The following is an 18,017-nucleotide window of genomic DNA, read 5'->3' on the forward strand; positions in this document are numbered from 1 at the left end:
GCCAGTTATTCGTTGATCGACAGTTTTGGGGCTGGCGCCAGCCAGTCCCAACATGGTCTAGGGGTATAGCTCAACTGGCAGAGCGTCGGTCTCCAAAACCGAAGGTTGGGGGTTCGATTCCCTCTGCCCCTGCCAAAAAATAGCCACGTGTCGAACGTGGCATTTGTTTTAAGGTGTTATGGCGAATCCATCCGTCGAAACTGTAAATACCTCCGGCGATAAGCTGATGCTGGCCCTGGGCGTATTGCTGGTGTTGGCCGGATTCGTGGGCTTCTTCTGGCTGGGTAACCAGCAGTGGTATGTCCGCGGTGCCGCATTGGCGGTAGGGTTGATCGCTGGCGTGGCCGTCGGGCTGATGTCCGCTCCCGGCAAGGGCCTGATTGCCTTTGCCAAGGATTCGTACAAGGAAGTCCGGAAGGTCGTTTGGCCCACCCGCAAGGAAACGACGCAAACCACACTCGTCGTGTTCGGTTTCGTGCTCGTGATGGCGATTTTGCTCTGGTTGAGCGACAAATCGATCGAATGGGTGATTTTCTCGGCGATTCTGGGTTGGAAATGATATGAGCGATACTCCGGCATCCCCGAGCGGAAAGCGTTGGTACGTCGTGCACGCCTACTCCGGTATGGAGAAGAGCGTGCAACGCGCGCTTCAGGAGCGCATCGAACGTGCCGGCATGCAGGACAAGTTCGGCCAGATCCTGGTTCCGACCGAAGAAGTGGTCGAAGTCAAGGGCGGCCACAAGGCAGTGACGGAGCGTCGTTTCTTCCCCGGCTACGTGCTGGTGGAAATGGAAATGACGGACGAAACGTGGCACCTCGTGAAGAACACTGCGAAGGTCACCGGTTTCGTCGGCGGTGCGCGTAACCGCCCGACGCCGATTTCCCCCAAGGAAGTCGAGAAGATCATGTCGCAGATGCAGGAAGGCGTCGAGAAACCGCGCCCCAAGACCCTGTTCGAAGTCGGCGAGATGGTGCGGGTCAAGGAAGGCCCGTTCACGGACTTCAATGGCACCGTCGAAGAAGTGAACTACGAAAAATCGCGTGTGCGTGTGTCGGTCACCATCTTCGGTCGCGCAACCCCGGTCGAGCTCGAGTTCGGCCAGGTCGAAAAAGTTTGATCCCGATTCGGTGGGCAGCCTCGGCTGCCCACCTTCGCGCTTACGGCCCGCGTCATGGCTGTTGAGGAGCGTCAGTAGCCGAGCGGCGAACGCGCGTTATCACTCACCGAACGCCGCTTGGCGTTCCAACGAGGTTTTCAAATGGCAAAGAAGATTGTCGGCTTTATCAAGCTGCAGATCCCTGCAGGTAAAGCCAACCCGTCGCCGCCGGTCGGTCCGGCACTGGGCCAGCGCGGCCTGAACATCATGGAGTTCTGCAAGGCGTTCAACGCGCAGACTCAAGGCATGGAGCCGGGTCTGCCGGTGCCGGTGGTCATCACGGCATTCGCTGACAAGAGCTTCACGTTCGTGATGAAGACGCCGCCGGCGACCGTCCTGATCAAGAAGGCGGCGAAGGTGGACAAGGGCTCGAGCAAGCCGCACACCGACAAGGTCGGTTCGATCACGCGCGCTCAAGCCGAAGAAATCGCGAAGACCAAGATGCCGGACCTCACGGCAGCTGATCTGGACGCAGCCGTTCGCACCATCGCTGGTAGCGCACGCTCGATGGGCATCACTGTGGAGGGCGTGTAAATGGCTAAGATCTCCAAGCGCCGTCAGGCATTTGCTGCCAAGGTCGACCGTCAGAAGCTGTACGCGATCGAAGACGCACTCGCTCTCGTGAAGGAATGCGCGAGCGCGAAGTTCAACGAGTCGATCGACGTTGCAGTTCAGCTCGGCATCGATGCAAAGAAGTCGGACCAGGTCGTTCGTGGTTCGGTCGTTCTGCCGGCCGGTACGGGCAAGTCGGTTCGCGTTGCTGTGTTCGCACAGGGCGAGAAGGCCGAGCAAGCACGTGCAGCAGGCGCGGAAATCGTCGGTATGGAAGACCTGGCTGAGCAGATCAAGGCTGGCCAGATGGACTTCGATATCGTGATCGCTTCGCCGGACACGATGCGTATCGTCGGTACGCTGGGTCAGATCCTCGGCCCGCGCGGCCTGATGCCGAACCCGAAGGTCGGCACCGTGACGCCGGACGTCGCGACCGCCGTCAAGAACGCGAAGGCTGGTCAGGTCCAGTTCCGCGTCGACAAGGCCGGTATCATCCACGCAACGATCGGCCGTGCATCGTTCGAGTCGACCGCGCTGCGCACCAACCTGTCGGCGCTGATCGAAGCGCTGCAGAAGGCGAAGCCGGCAACGAGCAAGGGCGTGTACCTGCGCAAGATCGCACTGTCGAGCACGATGGGCGTCGGCGTGCGTGTCGATCAGGCTACGCTGGCCGCGCAGTAAGCAAGAAATCCAGGCCGCTTCGTGACCGAAGCGGCCTTAAAGGGCTTTGGGCGGTTGTCTGCGCAGTTCGGCGGACAACCGGTTATCAAAGACCGTTGGTGGGAGCGTCGCAGTCAGGCAATCCCTTAATGCAAGCCAACGCAGATGGCGAACCCGAAAAAGTTTTGCAGTGTGAAGCCGCAGGCCGCAGAGTGATCTCGGGCTGAGGTGGAAATACTCCTAACGAGTCGGACGCCGTTGTTGAACGAGGTACGCGAGGCGTTGAGCCGAACGTATCGTTTCTGGAGGCTAACCGTGCCGCTTAATAGAGAAGACAAGCAAGCCGTCGTCGCTGAGGTTGCCGCGCAAGTCGCGAAGGCCCAGACCGTTGTGCTGGCTGAGTATCGTGGAATTGCGGTTGGCGATCTGACCAAGCTGCGCGCGCAAGCGCGTGAGCAACAGGTTTACCTGCGCGTTCTGAAGAACACGCTGGCGCGTCGCGCCGTTGAAGGTACGCCGTTTGCTCCGCTGGCAGAGCAGATGACTGGCCCCCTGATCTACGGCATCTCGGAAGATGCAATTGCTGCTGCTAAGGTCGTCAACGACTTCAGCAAGAGCAATGACAAGTTGGTCATCAAGGCTGGTTCGTTCGATGGCAAGGTGATGGACAAGGCTGGCGTGCAAGCGCTGGCAAGCATCCCGAGCCGCGAAGAACTGCTCTCGAAGCTGCTGTTCGTTATGCAAGCGCCTGTTTCCGGCTTTGCGCGCGCTCTGGCCGCGCTCGCCGAGAAGAAGCAAGCCGAAGCTGCGTAATTACTGCGCGCGAACGCAGATCAGCGTAACTGATCGCTGGCTGTATCCGAATTCAATTTAGGAGTATTTCAAATGGCAATCGCAAAAGAAGACATCCTGGCAGCAGTCGAAGGGATGACCGTTCTGGAACTGAACGAACTGGTCAAGGCGTTCGAAGAGAAGTTTGGCGTGTCGGCAGCTGCTGTTGCAGTCGCTGGCCCGGCAGGCGGCGGCGCTGCTGCTGCTGTTGAAGAGAAGACCGAATTCACGGTCGTTCTGGCTGAAACCGGTAGCAACAAGGTCAGCGTGATCAAGGCCGTTCGCGAACTGACGGGCCTGGGCCTGAAGGAAGCGAAGGACCTGGTTGACGGTGCACCGAAGCCCGTCAAGGAAGGCGTCGACAAGGCTGCTGCTGAAGAAGCCAAGAAGAAGCTGGAAGAAGCAGGCGCGAAGGTCGAAATCAAGTAAGTTTCGACGCGCTGTGCGAAGGCTGGCGGTATTTTCACCGCCGGCCTTTTTGTGCTTTGTGGGGACGTTATTCTGGCACTCATTCGGGAGCCCGAATAGTCGGCCCCAGAAGCCAAAGAAAACCGCCTGATCGTTGTCATGGGTCACGATTGGCGGTTCTCTTTGTCTTCTGAAGCGACTGCAGAAGGCAAGTTTGGTCGGGTAGCGGGCAACACAGGCATCCGCTGCCGTCAGCCAGCGGTTGGTAGCGGCCAACCACCAAGCTTCTCGGCTCGTTCAAGCCGTCGGACGGCCATCGGGTCTCAGTCGGTGAACACTCGGGTTTGACACGTCCAGGTATTCCGCCTCGATAGCACCCGCCGTGATTCGGAGATCGTATGCAATATTCCTTCACCGAGAAGAAGCGCATTCGCAAGAGTTTCGCGAAGCGCCCCATCGTTCACCAAGTTCCTTTCTTGCTGGCCACCCAGCTTGAATCATTCAGCACGTTTCTGCAAGCCGATGTTCTGACGGCGCAACGCAAGCCTGAAGGTTTGCAGGCCGCTTTCACATCGGTATTTCCCATTGTTTCGCACAATGGTTTTGCGCGTCTCGAGTTCGTGAGCTACGCGCTGTCCTCGCCGGCGTTCAACATCAAGGAATGCCAACAGCGGGGCCTGACCTACTGTTCCGCGCTGCGCGCGAAGGTGCGCCTCGTCATCCTCGACAAGGAATCGCCGAACAAGCCGGTCGTCAAGGAAGTGAAGGAGCAGGAAGTGTACATGGGCGAACTTCCGCTCATGACGCCGACGGGCTCGTTCGTCATCAACGGCACCGAGCGTGTGATCGTCTCGCAGCTGCACCGTTCGCCGGGGGTGTTCTTCGAGCACGACAAGGGCAAGACGCACAGCTCGGGCAAGCTGCTGTTCTCGGCACGGATCATTCCGTACCGCGGCTCGTGGCTCGACTTCGAATTCGATCCGAAGGACATCCTGTACTTCCGCGTCGACCGTCGCCGCAAGATGCCGGTCACGATCCTGCTGAAGGCGATCGGCCTCACGCCGGAACAGATCCTCGCGAACTTCTTCGTGTTCGACAACTTCACGCTGATGGGCGAAGGCGCGCAACTCGAGTTCGTGCCGGAGCGCCTGCGTGGCGAAGTCGCGCGTTTCGACATCACGGATCGCGACGGCAAGGTCATCGTCCAGAAGGACAAGCGGATCAACGCAAAGCACATCCGTGACCTCGAAGCCGCGAAGACCAAGTTCATCTCGGTGCCGGAAGACTATCTGCTCGGCCGCGTGCTGGCGAAGAACGTCGTCGACGGCGACACCGGCGAAGTGATCGCGAACGCGAACGACGAGATCACGGAAAGCGTGCTCGAGAAGCTGCGCGAAGCGGACATCAAGGACATCCAGACGCTCTACACGAACGATCTGGACCAGGGTCCGTACATCTCGTCGACGCTGCGTGTCGACGAAACGGCCGACAGGACGGCCGCGCGCATCGCGATCTACCGCATGATGCGTCCGGGCGAGCCGCCGACCGAAGAAGCGGTCGAGGCGCTGTTCAACCGTCTGTTCTACAGCGAAGAAGCGTACGACCTGTCGAAGGTCGGTCGCATGAAGTTCAACCGCCGCGTCGGCCGTGACGAAATCGTCGGCCCGATGACGCTGCAGGACGACGACATCCTCGCGACGATCAAGATCCTCGTCGAGCTGCGCAACGGCAAGGGCGAAGTGGACGATATCGACCACCTCGGCAACCGGCGCGTGCGTTGCGTCGGCGAACTGGCGGAAAACCAGTTCCGCGCGGGTCTCGTGCGTGTCGAGCGCGCGGTCAAGGAACGCCTCGGCCAGGCCGAAAGCGAAAACCTGATGCCGCACGACCTGATCAACTCGAAGCCGATTTCGTCGGCGATCCGCGAGTTCTTCGGTTCGTCGCAGCTGTCGCAGTTCATGGACCAGACCAACCCGCTGTCGGAAATCACGCACAAGCGCCGTGTTTCCGCACTGGGCCCGGGCGGTCTGACGCGCGAGCGCGCGGGCTTCGAAGTCCGTGACGTGCACCCGACCCACTATGGCCGCGTGTGCCCGATCGAAACGCCGGAAGGTCCGAACATCGGTCTGATCAACTCGCTCGCACTGTACGCGCACCTGAACGAGTACGGCTTCCTCGAGACGCCGTACCGCAAGGTCGTGGACAGCAAGGTGACCGACCAGATCGACTACCTGTCGGCGATCGAGGAAGGCCGCTACATGATCGCGCAGGCGAACGCCGCGATCGACGAGAACGGCACGCTGATCGACGAACTCGTGTCGTCGCGTGAAGCCGGCGAAACGATGATGGTCACGCCGGACCGCATCCAGTACATGGACGTCGCGCCGTCGCAGATCGTGTCGGTTGCAGCATCGCTGATTCCGTTCCTCGAGCACGATGACGCGAACCGTGCACTGATGGGCTCGAACATGCAGCGTCAGGCCGTGCCGTGTCTGCGTCCGGAAAAGCCGGTCGTCGGTACGGGCATCGAGCGCACCTGCGCGGTCGACTCGGGCACGACGGTCCAGGCGTTCCGCGGCGGCGTCGTCGACTATGTCGACGCAGGCCGTATCGTGATTCGCGTGAACGACGACGAAGCGGTCGCAGGTGAAGTCGGTGTCGACATCTACAACCTGATCAAGTACACGCGTTCGAACCAGAACACGAACATCAACCAGCGTCCGATCGTGAAGATGGGCGACAAGGTCTCGCGCGGCGACGTGCTGGCCGACGGCGCCTCGACGGACCTGGGCGAGCTCGCGCTCGGCCAGAACATGCTGATCGCGTTCATGCCGTGGAACGGCTACAACTTCGAGGATTCGATCCTGATCTCGGAGAAGGTCGTGGCCGACGATCGCTACACGTCGATCCACATCGAAGAGCTGAACGTCGTTGCACGCGACACGAAGCTCGGGCCGGAAGAAATCACGCGCGACATCTCGAACCTGGCGGAAGTCCAGCTCGGCCGTCTCGACGAATCGGGCATCGTGTACATCGGTGCGGAAGTCGAAGCGGGCGACGTGCTGGTCGGCAAGGTCACGCCGAAGGGCGAGACCCAGCTGACGCCGGAAGAGAAGCTGCTGCGCGCGATCTTCGGCGAGAAGGCGTCGGACGTGAAGGACACGTCGCTGCGCGTGCCGTCGGGCATGAGCGGCACCGTGATCGACGTCCAGGTCTTCACGCGTGAAGGCATCCAGCGCGACAAGCGTGCGCAACAGATCATCGACGACGAACTGAAGCGCTACCGTCTCGACCTGAACGACCAGCTGCGCATCGTGGAAGGCGACGCATTCCAGCGTCTCGCGCGCATGCTCGTCGGCAAGGTCGCGAATGGCGGTCCGAAGAAGCTCGCGAAGGGCACGAAGATCGACCAGGCCTACCTGGAAGACCTCGACCACTACCACTGGTTCGACATCCGCCTGGCGGACGACGAAGCAGCGGTGCAGCTCGAAGCGATCAAGAACTCGATCGAAGAGAAGCGCCACCAGTTCGACCTCGCGTTCGAAGAGAAGCGCAAGAAGCTCACGCAAGGCGACGAACTGCCGCCGGGCGTGCTGAAGATGGTCAAGGTGTACCTCGCGGTCAAGCGCCGTCTGCAGCCTGGCGACAAGATGGCAGGCCGTCACGGTAACAAGGGTGTCGTGTCGAAGATCGTTCCGGTCGAAGACATGCCGTACATGGCTGACGGCCGTCCGGCAGACGTCGTGCTGAACCCGCTCGGCGTGCCGTCGCGGATGAACGTGGGTCAGGTTCTGGAAGTGCACCTCGGCTGGGCCGCGAAGGGCCTCGGCTGGCGGATCGGCGAAATGCTGCAGCGTCAGGCGAAGATCGAGGAACTGCGTGTCTTCCTGACGAAGATCTACAACGAGTCGGGCCGCGTGGAAGATCTGGAAAGCTTCAGCGACGACGAGATCCTCGAACTCGCGAAGAACCTGCGCGAAGGCGTGCCGTTCGCGACGCCGGTGTTCGACGGTGCGACCGAAGAAGAAATGGCCAAGATGCTCGACCTGGCATTCCCGGACGACATCGCGGAACAGCTCGGCATGAACCCGTCGAAGAACCAGGTCCGCCTGTACGACGGCCGCACCGGCGAAATGTTCGAACGTCGCGTGACGCTCGGCTACATGCACTACCTGAAGCTGCACCACCTGGTCGACGACAAGATGCACGCGCGTTCGACGGGCCCGTACTCGCTCGTCACGCAGCAGCCGCTGGGTGGTAAGGCGCAGTTCGGTGGCCAGCGTTTCGGTGAAATGGAAGTGTGGGCACTCGAAGCGTACGGCGCGTCCTACGTGCTGCAGGAAATGCTGACGGTGAAGTCGGACGACGTGAACGGCCGGACCAAGGTTTATGAAAACCTGGTCAAGGGCGACCACGTGATCGATGCAGGCATGCCGGAATCCTTCAACGTGCTCGTGAAGGAAATCCGCTCGCTCGGTATCGACATCGATCTCGACCGCAATTAATCGGACTACGGAGAGAAAGCAATGAAAGCTCTGCTCGATCTATTCAAGCAAGTCCAACAGGAAGAAGTTTTCGACGCGATCAAGATCGGTCTGGCCTCGCCGGACAAGATCCGTTCGTGGTCGTTCGGCGAAGTGAAGAAGCCGGAGACCATCAACTACCGTACGTTCAAGCCGGAACGCGATGGTCTCTTCTGCGCGAAGATCTTCGGGCCGATCAAGGACTACGAGTGCCTGTGCGGCAAGTACAAGCGCCTGAAGCACCGCGGCGTGATCTGCGAGAAGTGCGGCGTCGAAGTGACGCTGGCGAAGGTGCGTCGCGAACGCATGGGCCACATCGAGCTGGCCTCGCCGGTCGCGCACATCTGGTTCCTGAAGTCGCTGCCGTCGCGTCTGGGCATGGTGCTCGACATGACGCTGCGCGACATCGAGCGCGTGCTGTACTTCGAAGCGTACGTGGTGATCGAACCGGGCATGACGCCGCTGAAGGCGCGGCAGATCATGACCGAAGAGGATTACTACAACAAGGTCGAGGAATACGGCGACGAATTCCGTGCCGAGATGGGCGCGGAAGGCGTGCGTGAACTGCTGCGCGCGATCAACATCGACGAGCAGGTCGAGACGCTGCGCACCGAGCTGAAGAACACCGGCTCGGAAGCGAAGATCAAGAAGTACGCGAAGCGCCTGAAGGTCCTCGAGGCATTCCAGCGCTCGGGCATCAAGCCCGAGTGGATGATCCTCGAAGTGCTGCCGGTGCTGCCGCCGGAACTGCGTCCGCTCGTGCCGCTGGACGGCGGCCGTTTCGCGACGTCGGACCTGAACGACCTGTACCGCCGCGTGATCAACCGTAACAACCGGTTGAAGCGTCTGCTTGAGCTGAAGGCGCCTGAAATCATCGTCCGCAACGAAAAGCGGATGCTGCAGGAAGCCGTCGACTCGCTGCTCGACAACGGTCGTCGCGGCAAGGCGATGACGGGCGCGAACAAGCGTCCGCTGAAGTCGCTCGCCGACATGATCAAGGGCAAGGGCGGCCGTTTCCGTCAGAACCTGCTCGGTAAGCGTGTCGACTACTCGGGCCGTTCGGTGATCGTGGTCGGCCCGACGCTGAAGCTGCACCAGTGCGGCCTGCCGAAGCTGATGGCGCTCGAGCTGTTCAAGCCGTTCATCTTCAACAAGCTGGAAGTGATGGGCGTCGCGACGACCATCAAGGCTGCGAAGAAGGAAGTCGAGAACCAGACGCCGGTGGTGTGGGACATCCTCGAAGAGGTGATCCGCGAGCACCCGGTGATGCTGAACCGTGCGCCGACGCTGCACCGTCTGGGTATCCAGGCGTTCGAGCCCGTGCTGATCGAAGGCAAGGCAATCCAGCTGCACCCGCTCGTCTGCGCGGCGTTCAACGCCGACTTCGACGGTGACCAGATGGCCGTTCACGTGCCGCTGTCGCTCGAAGCGCAGATGGAAGCGCGCACGCTGATGCTCGCGTCGAACAACGTGCTGTTCCCGGCCAACGGCGATCCGTCGATCGTGCCGTCGCAGGATATCGTGCTGGGTCTGTACTACGCGACCCGCGAAGCGATCAACGCGAAGGGCGAAGGCCTGTCGTTCACCGGCGTGTCGGAAGTGCTCCGCGCGTACGAGAACAAGGAAGTCGAGCTGGCATCGCGCGTCAACGTGCGGATCACCGAAATGGTCCGCAACGAGGACACGTCGGAAGGTGCGCCGGAATTCGTGCCGAAGATCTCGCTGTACGCGACGACCGTCGGCCGCGCGATCCTGTCGGAGATCCTGCCGCACGGCCTGCCGTTCTCGGTGCTGAACAAGCCGCTGAAGAAGAAGGAAATCTCGCGCCTGATCAACACGGCGTTCCGCAAGTGCGGCCTGCGCGCGACGGTGGTGTTCGCCGATCAGCTGATGCAGTCGGGCTTCCGTCTCGCGACGCGTGCCGGCATCTCGATCTGCGTGGACGACATGCTCGTGCCGCCGCAGAAGGAAACGATCGTCGGCGACGCGGCGAAGAAGGTGAAGGAGTACGACCGCCAGTACATGTCGGGTCTCGTCACCGCGCAGGAACGCTACAACAACGTGGTCGACATCTGGTCGGCGACGTCGGAAGCGGTCGGCAAGGCGATGATGGAGCAGCTGTCGACGGAGCCGGTGACGGACCGCGACGGCAACGAGACGCGCCAGGAATCGTTCAACTCGATCTACATGATGGCCGACTCGGGCGCCCGGGGTTCGGCGGTGCAGATTCGTCAGCTGGCCGGTATGCGCGGCCTGATGGCGAAGCCGGACGGCTCGATTATCGAGACGCCGATTACCGCGAACTTCCGCGAAGGCCTGAACGTGTTGCAGTACTTCATCTCGACCCACGGTGCACGTAAGGGTCTGGCTGATACGGCACTGAAGACCGCGAACTCGGGTTACCTGACGCGTCGTCTCGTCGACGTGACGCAGGATCTGGTCGTCGTCGAGGACGATTGCGGCACGAGCAACGGCGTTGCGATGAAGGCCCTCGTCGAAGGCGGTGAAGTCGTCGAAGCGCTGCGCGACCGTATCCTCGGCCGCGTCGCGGTGGCTGACGTCGTGAACCCGGAAACGCAGGAAACGCTGTACGAATCGGGCACGCTGCTCGACGAAACCGCGGTGGAAGACATCGAGCGCCTCGGCATCGACGAAGTGCGCGTGCGTACGCCGCTGACCTGCGAAACGCGCTACGGCCTGTGCGCGGCCTGCTACGGCCGTGACCTCGGCCGCGGCTCGCTCGTGAACGTCGGCGAAGCAGTCGGCGTGATCGCGGCACAGTCGATCGGTGAACCGGGCACGCAGCTGACGATGCGTACGTTCCACATCGGTGGTGCGGCATCGCGTGCGGCAGTGGCGTCGTCGGTCGAAGCGAAGAGCAACGGTATCGTGCGCTTCACGGCCACGATGCGTTACGTCACCAACGCGAAGGGCGAGCAGATCGTCATTTCCCGTTCGGGCGAGGCGCTGATCACCGACGACTTCGGTCGCGAGCGCGAGCGTCACAAGGTTCCGTACGGCGCGACGCTGCTGCAGCTCGACGGTGCGACGATCAAGGCCGGCACGCAGCTGGCGACGTGGGATCCGATGACGCGTCCGATCATCACCGAGTACGGCGGTACGGTGAAGTTCGAGAACGTCGAGGAAGGCGTGACGGTCGCGAAGCAGATCGACGACGTGACCGGCCTGTCGACGCTCGTCGTGATCGACGTGAAGCGCCGCGGTTCGCAGGCGTCGAAGAGCGTGCGTCCGCAGGTGAAGCTGCTCGACGCGAACGGCGAGGAAGTGAAGATCCCGGGCACGGAACACGCGGTGCAGATCGGCTTCCAGGTCGGCGCGCTGATCACCGTGAAGGACGGCCAGCAGGTGCAGGTCGGTGAAGTGCTCGCACGTATCCCGACCGAAGCGCAGAAGACGCGTGACATTACCGGCGGTCTGCCGCGGGTGGCGGAACTGTTCGAAGCGCGTTCGCCGAAGGATGCCGGCATTCTCGCGGAAGTCACGGGTACGACGTCGTTCGGCAAGGACACGAAGGGCAAGCAGCGTCTCGTCATCACGGATCTCGAGGGCAATCAGCACGAGTTCCTGATCGCGAAGGAAAAGCAGGTGCTGGTCCACGATGCTCAGGTCGTCAACAAGGGCGAAATGATCGTGGACGGCCCGGCCGATCCGCACGACATCCTGCGTCTGCAGGGTATCGAGGCGCTGTCGCGCTACATCGTCGACGAAGTGCAGGACGTGTATCGTCTGCAGGGCGTGAAGATCAACGACAAGCACATCGAGGTGATCGTTCGCCAGATGCTGCGTCGTGTGCAGATCACCGACAACGGTGATACGCGCTTCATCCCGGGCGAGCAGGTCGAGCGTTCGGACATGCTGGACGAGAACGATCGCATGATCGCCGAAGACAAGCGTCCGGCGTCGTACGACAACGTGCTCCTCGGTATCACGAAGGCGTCGCTGTCGACCGACTCGTTCATCTCCGCGGCATCGTTCCAGGAAACGACCCGCGTGCTGACCGAAGCGGCGATCATGGGCAAGCGCGACGATCTGCGTGGCCTGAAGGAAAACGTGATCGTCGGCCGCCTGATTCCGGCCGGTACGGGCCTCGCGTTCCACAAGGCGCGCAAGGCGAAGGAATCGTCGGATCGCGAGCGTTTCGACCAGATCGCAGCGGAAGAGGCGTTCGATTTCGGCACGCCGAGCACGCAGAGCACGCCGAGCACGCCGAGCACGCCTGCTGCGGAAGAGCCGCAACAGCACCCGGCAGCGGAGTAAGCGCGGGCGGCGCGAGCCGCCTCGCCATGCTGTCGCTGAAACCGCCCAGTTTCGACTGGGCGGTTTTTTTATTGAATCCTCGTTCACGCGCATGACGGGTTTGCGCCTGCTGCAGGCCCGTCATGCGCGCGATCGGAACCTGTCCGGATGGCCAACGTTGAGCGATTCGCCGCGCGACTCGCGAGCGGGTTGTTAAAATCCGGGTCATCGTTTCGCCGTCCTCGTTCTCATTCATGTCCCGCGCCCTCGAAATCCTCGACGAAGTCTTTGGTTACTCCGCGTTTCGCGGCCAGCAGGGCGAGATCGTCGAGCACGTCGCCGGCGGCGGCGATTGCCTCGTGCTGATGCCGACGGGCGGCGGCAAGTCGCTGTGCTACCAGATCCCCGCGCTGCTGCGGCGCGAGGCCGGGCACGGCGCCGGCATCGTTGTGTCGCCGCTGATCGCGCTGATGCAGGACCAGGTCGCCGCGCTCTCCGAAGTCGGCGTGCGCGCGGCCTACCTGAATTCGACGCTGTCCGGCGCGGAGGCGGCCGCGACCGAACGCGCGCTGCGCGAAGGCGAGATCGACCTGCTGTACGTCGCGCCCGAGCGGCTGATGACCGGGCGCTTTCTCGACCTGCTCGAGCGCGCGAAGATCGGCCTGTTCGCGATCGACGAAGCGCATTGCGTGTCGCAATGGGGGCACGACTTCCGACCGGAATACATCCAGCTGTCGGTGCTGCACGAGCGCTTCCCGTCGGTGCCGCGCATTGCGCTGACGGCCACCGCCGACGCGATCACGCGCGACGAGATCGTCCATCGCCTCGCGCTCGACGATGCGCGCGTGTTCGTGTCGAGCTTCGACCGGCCGAACATCCGCTACCGGATCGTCGAGAAGGACAACGCGCGCGCGCAGCTGCTCGACTTCATTCGCGCCGAGCACACGAACGCGGACGGCACGACCGACGCGGGCGTCGTGTACTGCCTGTCGCGCCGCAAGGTCGAGGAGACGGCCGAATGGCTGAAGGCACAGGGCGTGCGCGCGCTGCCGTACCACGCGGGAATGGAGTTCGAGGTGCGGCAGAAGCACCAGGAAATGTTCCAGCGCGAAGAAGGCATCGTGATGTGCGCGACGATCGCGTTCGGCATGGGCATCGACAAGCCGGACGTGCGCTTCGTCGCGCACCTCGACCTGCCGAAGAGCGTCGAGGGCTATTATCAGGAAACGGGCCGCGCGGGCCGCGACGGCCTGCCGGCGAATGCATGGATGGCGTATGGCCTCGGGGACGTCGTGCAGCAACGCAAGATGATCGACGAGTCCGATGCGGACGACGCGCACAAGCGCGTGCAGACGTCGAAGCTCGATGCGCTGCTCGGCCTGTGCGAAACAATCTCGTGCCGCCGCGTGCGCCTGCTGAACTATTTCGGCGAGCCGAGCGAGCCGTGCGGCAACTGCGATACCTGCATCGAGCCGCCCGATTCGTGGGACGCGACGCGTGAAGCGCAGATGGCGCTGTCGTGCGTATTCCGCGCGCAGCGCGCGAGCGGCTTCAACTTCGGCGCCAGCCATCTGATCGAAATCCTGCGCGGCAGCCGCAACGAGAAGGTCCTGCAGCGCGGTCACGAGACGCTCAGTACGTTCGGCATCGGCGCGTCGCTGTCCGAGCCGGAATGGCGGGCGATCTTCCGGCAACTCGTCGCCTACGGCTATCTGGCTGTCGATCATGGGGGCTTCGGTGCGCTCGTGCTGACCGAGGCCGCGAAGCCGGTGCTGAAGGGGGGCGAGAAGGTTACGCTGCGGCGCTACGTGAAGCCGCAACGCACGCGCCAGTCGTCGAGCCGCAGCGGCACGCGGGTCGATCCGACGGCCGGCATGGGCGCGCGCGAACGCGCGCGCTGGGACGCGCTGCGCGCGTGGCGCGCGGAGACGGCCAAATCCGACGGCGTGCCGGCCTACGTGATCTTCCACGATGCGACCCTCGCCGAGATCGCGCGCAACGCGCCGGAGACGATCGACGATCTGCGCCACATTCCCGGAATGGGCATCCGCAAGCTCGAGCGCTTCGGCGACGAGATCATCGACGTCGTCGAATCGGCCTGACGGCCGCATCCCGGCCCGCCGTCAGTGCCTGCCGCCATGCGGGAAAATCACGCAAGCCGTTGACTTGCTTGGTATTTCCAGAATATGATGTTAGGTTCCGGTTCTCGGAGGGAGGGGTTGCGTGCGAAAGTTCGCACCCGTTTTCCGGATCCGGAGGTCAATCGCACCTCGATTCTCGCTTTGCCCGAAATCGATGTGCGGATTTTGTTCAATTTCAGGAATAAACAATGCCAACCATCAACCAACTGGTTCGCAAAGGCCGCCAGTCGGAAACGACGAAGAGCAAGAGCCCGGCCCTGCAGGACTGCCCCCAGCGTCGCGGCGTGTGCACCCGTGTGTACACGACGACGCCGAAGAAGCCGAACTCGGCACTCCGTAAGGTCGCCAAGGTTCGTCTGACGAACGGCTTCGAAGTGATTTCGTACATCGGCGGTGAAGGCCACAACCTGCAGGAACACTCGGTTGTGCTGATCCGCGGCGGCCGTGTGAAGGACTTGCCGGGTGTGCGTTACCACATGGTTCGCGGCTCGCTGGATACCCAGGGCGTCAAGGACCGTAAGCAAGCGCGCTCGAAGTACGGCGCGAAGCGCGCAAAGGCTGCCAAGTAAGCAGTTTTTGATCAGGGATCGCCTCAGGGCGGTCAAGGCGGGAGTGCCGGATTGCCGGTGCTGTCGAGTAAGTGGTCACCCGGCCAAGCTGGTTAGTCGTGAAGATGTGATCGGGTTAGTTGGTGACCGCGGGGCTGCGAATAGCCCCAACTGAACAGGTAAAGGAAGAATCATGCCGCGTCGTCGCGAAGTCCCCAAGCGGGAAGTGTTGCCGGATCCGAAGTTCGGCAACGTGGATGTAGCCAAGTTCATGAACATGCTGATGCTGTCCGGCAAGAAGTCGGTCGCTGAACGCATCGTTTATGGCGCATTCGAACAAATCCAGACCAAGGGTGGCAAGGACCCGCTGGAAGTGTTCACGGTTGCGCTCAACAACGTGAAGCCGGTGGTCGAAGTGAAGAGCCGTCGCGTTGGTGGTGCCAACTATCAGGTTCCGGTCGAAGTGCGCCCGTCGCGTCGTATGGCATTGGCGATGCGCTGGTTGCGTGAGGCTGCGAAGAAGCGCAGCGAGAAGTCGATGGCTCTGCGTCTTGCTGGCGAACTGTCCGAAGCGGCCGAAGGCCGTGGCGGCGCGATGAAGAAGCGCGATGAGGTTCACCGCATGGCGGAAGCCAACCGCGCGTTCTCGCATTTCCGTTTCTAAGCGCCAGGCTGGGCTTTTAGCGGAAAAAATTCCGGGCGGGTGCGCTTTTCGAGCGCCTCGCCCGTTTGTGTTGAGGCGTGATGCGACAGGGTCGCATCACGCCAACCCAGTAGAGGATCAAAGTGGCTCGCAAGACTCCTATCGAGCGCTACCGCAATATCGGTATTAGCGCTCACATCGACGCCGGCAAGACGACGACGACCGAGCGCATTCTGTTTTACACCGGTGTGAACCACAAGATCGGTGAAGTCCACGACGGCGCAGCCACGATGGACTGGATGGAGCAGGAACAGGAGCGTGGCATCACGATCACGTCCGCTGCTACCACGGCCTTCTGGAAGGGCATGGGCGGCAACTATCCGGAACACCGCATCAACATCATCGACACCCCGGGCCACGTCGACTTCACGATTGAAGTGGAGCGTTCGATGCGCGTGCTCGACGGCGCATGCATGGTGTACTGCGCAGTGGGCGGCGTGCAGCCGCAGTCGGAAACGGTGTGGCGCCAGGCGAACAAGTACAGGGTGCCCCGTCTCGCGTTCGTCAACAAGATGGACCGTACCGGCGCGAACTTCTTCAAGGTCTACGACCAGCTCCGTCTGCGCCTGAAGGCGAACCCGGTTCCGGTCGTGGTGCCGATCGGTGCGGAAGAAGGCTTCAAGGGCGTCGTCGATCTGATCAAGATGAAGGCGATCATTTGGGACGAAGCGTCGCAAGGCACGAAGTTCGACTACGTCGACATCCCGGCGGAACTTGCCGACACGTGCAACGAGTGGCGTGAAAAGATGGTCGAAGCCGCTGCCGAGTCGAGCGAAGACTTGATGAACAAGTACCTGGAAGCAGGTTCGCTGACGGAAGACGAGATCGTGAAGGGTCTGCGTGACCGTACGATCGCGTGCGAAATCCAGCCGATGCTGTGCGGTACCGCGTTCAAGAACAAGGGCGTACAGCGTATGCTCGACGCCGTGATCGACTTCCTGCCGTCGCCGGTCGACATTCCGCCGGTTACGGGCGAACTCGAAAACGGCGAGAAGACGGAGCGTCGTGCTTCCGACGACGAGAAGTTCGCGTCGCTCGCGTTCAAGATCATGACCGACCCGTTCGTCGGCCAGCTGATCTTCTTCCGCGTCTACTCGGGCGTCGTCAATTCGGGCGACACGCTGCTCAATGCGACCAAGGGCAAGAAGGAACGTCTCGGCCGTATTCTGCAGATGCACGCAAACCAGCGCGAAGAAATCAAGGAAGTGCGCGCGGGCGACATCGCTGCAGCGGTCGGCCTGAAGGAAGCGACCACGGGCGACACGCTGTGCGATCCGGCACATCCGATCGTGCTCGAACGCATGATCTTCCCGGAGCCGGTGATTTCGCAGGCCGTCGAGCCGAAGACGAAGGCTGACCAGGAAAAGATGGGCCTGGCGCTGAACCGTCTGGCTCAGGAAGATCCGTCGTTCCGCGTGCAGACCGACGAAGAATCGGGTCAAACGATCATTTCGGGCATGGGCGAGCTCCACCTCGAAATTCTGGTTGACCGGATGAAGCGTGAATTCGGCGTGGAAGCGACCGTCGGCAAGCCGCAGGTTGCATACCGCGAAACCATTCGCAAGTCGGCCGCGGACGTCGAAGGCAAGTTCGTCAAGCAGTCGGGTGGCCGTGGTCAGTACGGCCATGCGGTCATTACGCTCGAGCGCAGCGAACTGGGCAAGGGCTACGAGTTCATCGACGCGATCAAGGGCGGCGTGATTCCGCGTGAATACATTCCGTCGGTTGACAAGGGTATCCAGGAAACGCTGAAGAGCGGCGTGCTGGCAGGCTTCCCGGTCGTCGACGTGAAGGTCACGCTGACGTTCGGTTCGTACCACGACGTCGACTCGAACGAAAATGCGTTCCGCATGGCCGGTTCGATGGCGTTCAAGGAAGCAATGCGCCGCGCGGATCCGGTTCTGCTCGAGCCGATGATGGCCGTGGAAGTGGAAACGCCGGAAGACTTCATGGGTAACGTGATGGGCGACCTGTCGGGTCGTCGCGGCATTATCCAGGGCATGGACGACATGGTGGGCGGCGGCAAGATCGTGCGCGCCGAAGTGCCGTTGTCGGAAATGTTCGGCTATTCGACGTCGCTGCGCTCGCTGACGCAGGGTCGCGCAACGTACACGATGGAATTCAAGCACTACGCTGAAGCTCCGAAGAACGTTGCTGAAGCGATCATCAGCGCCAAGTCGAAGTAAATCGCGGTCACAACCAATTATTTTTGAAAGAAGAGAATCATGGCAAAAGGT

The 18,017-nt window shown here is 61.8% G+C and carries 12 protein-coding genes and 1 tRNA gene; all 13 read left to right on the plus strand.

Annotated elements, in window-relative coordinates; all coding sequences use genetic code 11:
- The first annotated feature begins 59 nt into the window (after positions 1-59).
- The 13 genes from ACV22Z_RS35260 (at position 60) to fusA (ending at position 17,966) form a co-directional block, all read left to right on the plus strand.
- Positions 60-135: transfer RNA gene (locus tag ACV22Z_RS35260), tRNA-Trp, on the plus strand.
- Between the two features lie 43 nt (positions 136-178).
- Positions 179-559, plus strand: a complete 381-nt coding sequence (gene secE / locus ACV22Z_RS35265) for a preprotein translocase subunit SecE (RefSeq protein ID WP_448080872.1) — start codon at positions 179-181, stop codon at positions 557-559.
- A 1-nt stretch (position 560) separates the two neighbouring features.
- A complete protein-coding gene (gene nusG, locus ACV22Z_RS35270) occupies positions 561-1,118 on the plus strand; it encodes a transcription termination/antitermination protein NusG (RefSeq protein ID WP_006765424.1) in 558 nt (185 codons plus the stop codon).
- A 141-nt stretch (positions 1,119-1,259) separates the two neighbouring features.
- Positions 1,260-1,691, plus strand: a complete 432-nt coding sequence (rplK, locus tag ACV22Z_RS35275; protein WP_006753591.1) for a 50S ribosomal protein L11 — start codon at positions 1,260-1,262, stop codon at positions 1,689-1,691.
- Complete coding sequence (gene rplA, locus ACV22Z_RS35280) at positions 1,692-2,390, plus strand: 50S ribosomal protein L1 (RefSeq protein ID WP_059759917.1); 699 nt, start codon at positions 1,692-1,694, stop codon at positions 2,388-2,390.
- A 294-nt stretch (positions 2,391-2,684) separates the two neighbouring features.
- Positions 2,685-3,182, plus strand: a complete 498-nt coding sequence (gene rplJ, locus ACV22Z_RS35285; protein ID WP_448080877.1) for a 50S ribosomal protein L10 — start codon at positions 2,685-2,687, stop codon at positions 3,180-3,182.
- A 72-nt stretch (positions 3,183-3,254) separates the two neighbouring features.
- Positions 3,255-3,629, plus strand: coding sequence for a 50S ribosomal protein L7/L12 (gene rplL, locus ACV22Z_RS35290; protein WP_048252067.1), 375 nt, complete (start codon positions 3,255-3,257; stop codon positions 3,627-3,629).
- 377 nt (positions 3,630-4,006) lie between these two features.
- A complete protein-coding gene (rpoB, locus tag ACV22Z_RS35295; protein ID WP_448080873.1) occupies positions 4,007-8,113 on the plus strand; it encodes a DNA-directed RNA polymerase subunit beta in 4,107 nt (1,368 codons plus the stop codon).
- 21 nt (positions 8,114-8,134) lie between these two features.
- Positions 8,135-12,409 carry a DNA-directed RNA polymerase subunit beta' gene (rpoC, locus tag ACV22Z_RS35300; protein WP_448080874.1) on the plus strand — a complete coding sequence of 1,425 codons (4,275 nt, stop codon included), beginning with the start codon at positions 8,135-8,137 and terminating at the stop codon, positions 12,407-12,409.
- Positions 12,410-12,642: 233 nt separating this feature from the next.
- A complete protein-coding gene (recQ, locus tag ACV22Z_RS35305) occupies positions 12,643-14,490 on the plus strand; it encodes a DNA helicase RecQ (RefSeq protein WP_448080875.1) in 1,848 nt (615 codons plus the stop codon).
- Positions 14,491-14,717: 227 nt separating this feature from the next.
- A complete protein-coding gene (gene rpsL / locus ACV22Z_RS35310; protein WP_006400662.1) occupies positions 14,718-15,098 on the plus strand; it encodes a 30S ribosomal protein S12 in 381 nt (126 codons plus the stop codon).
- 172 nt (positions 15,099-15,270) lie between these two features.
- Positions 15,271-15,741, plus strand: coding sequence for a 30S ribosomal protein S7 (gene rpsG, locus ACV22Z_RS35315; protein ID WP_006477195.1), 471 nt, complete (start codon positions 15,271-15,273; stop codon positions 15,739-15,741).
- 122 nt (positions 15,742-15,863) lie between these two features.
- Positions 15,864-17,966, plus strand: coding sequence for an elongation factor G (gene fusA, locus ACV22Z_RS35320; protein WP_448080876.1), 2,103 nt, complete (start codon positions 15,864-15,866; stop codon positions 17,964-17,966).
- Positions 17,967-18,017 lie beyond the last annotated feature (51 nt).

Source organism: Burkholderia sp. PU8-34 (genome assembly GCF_053427725.1).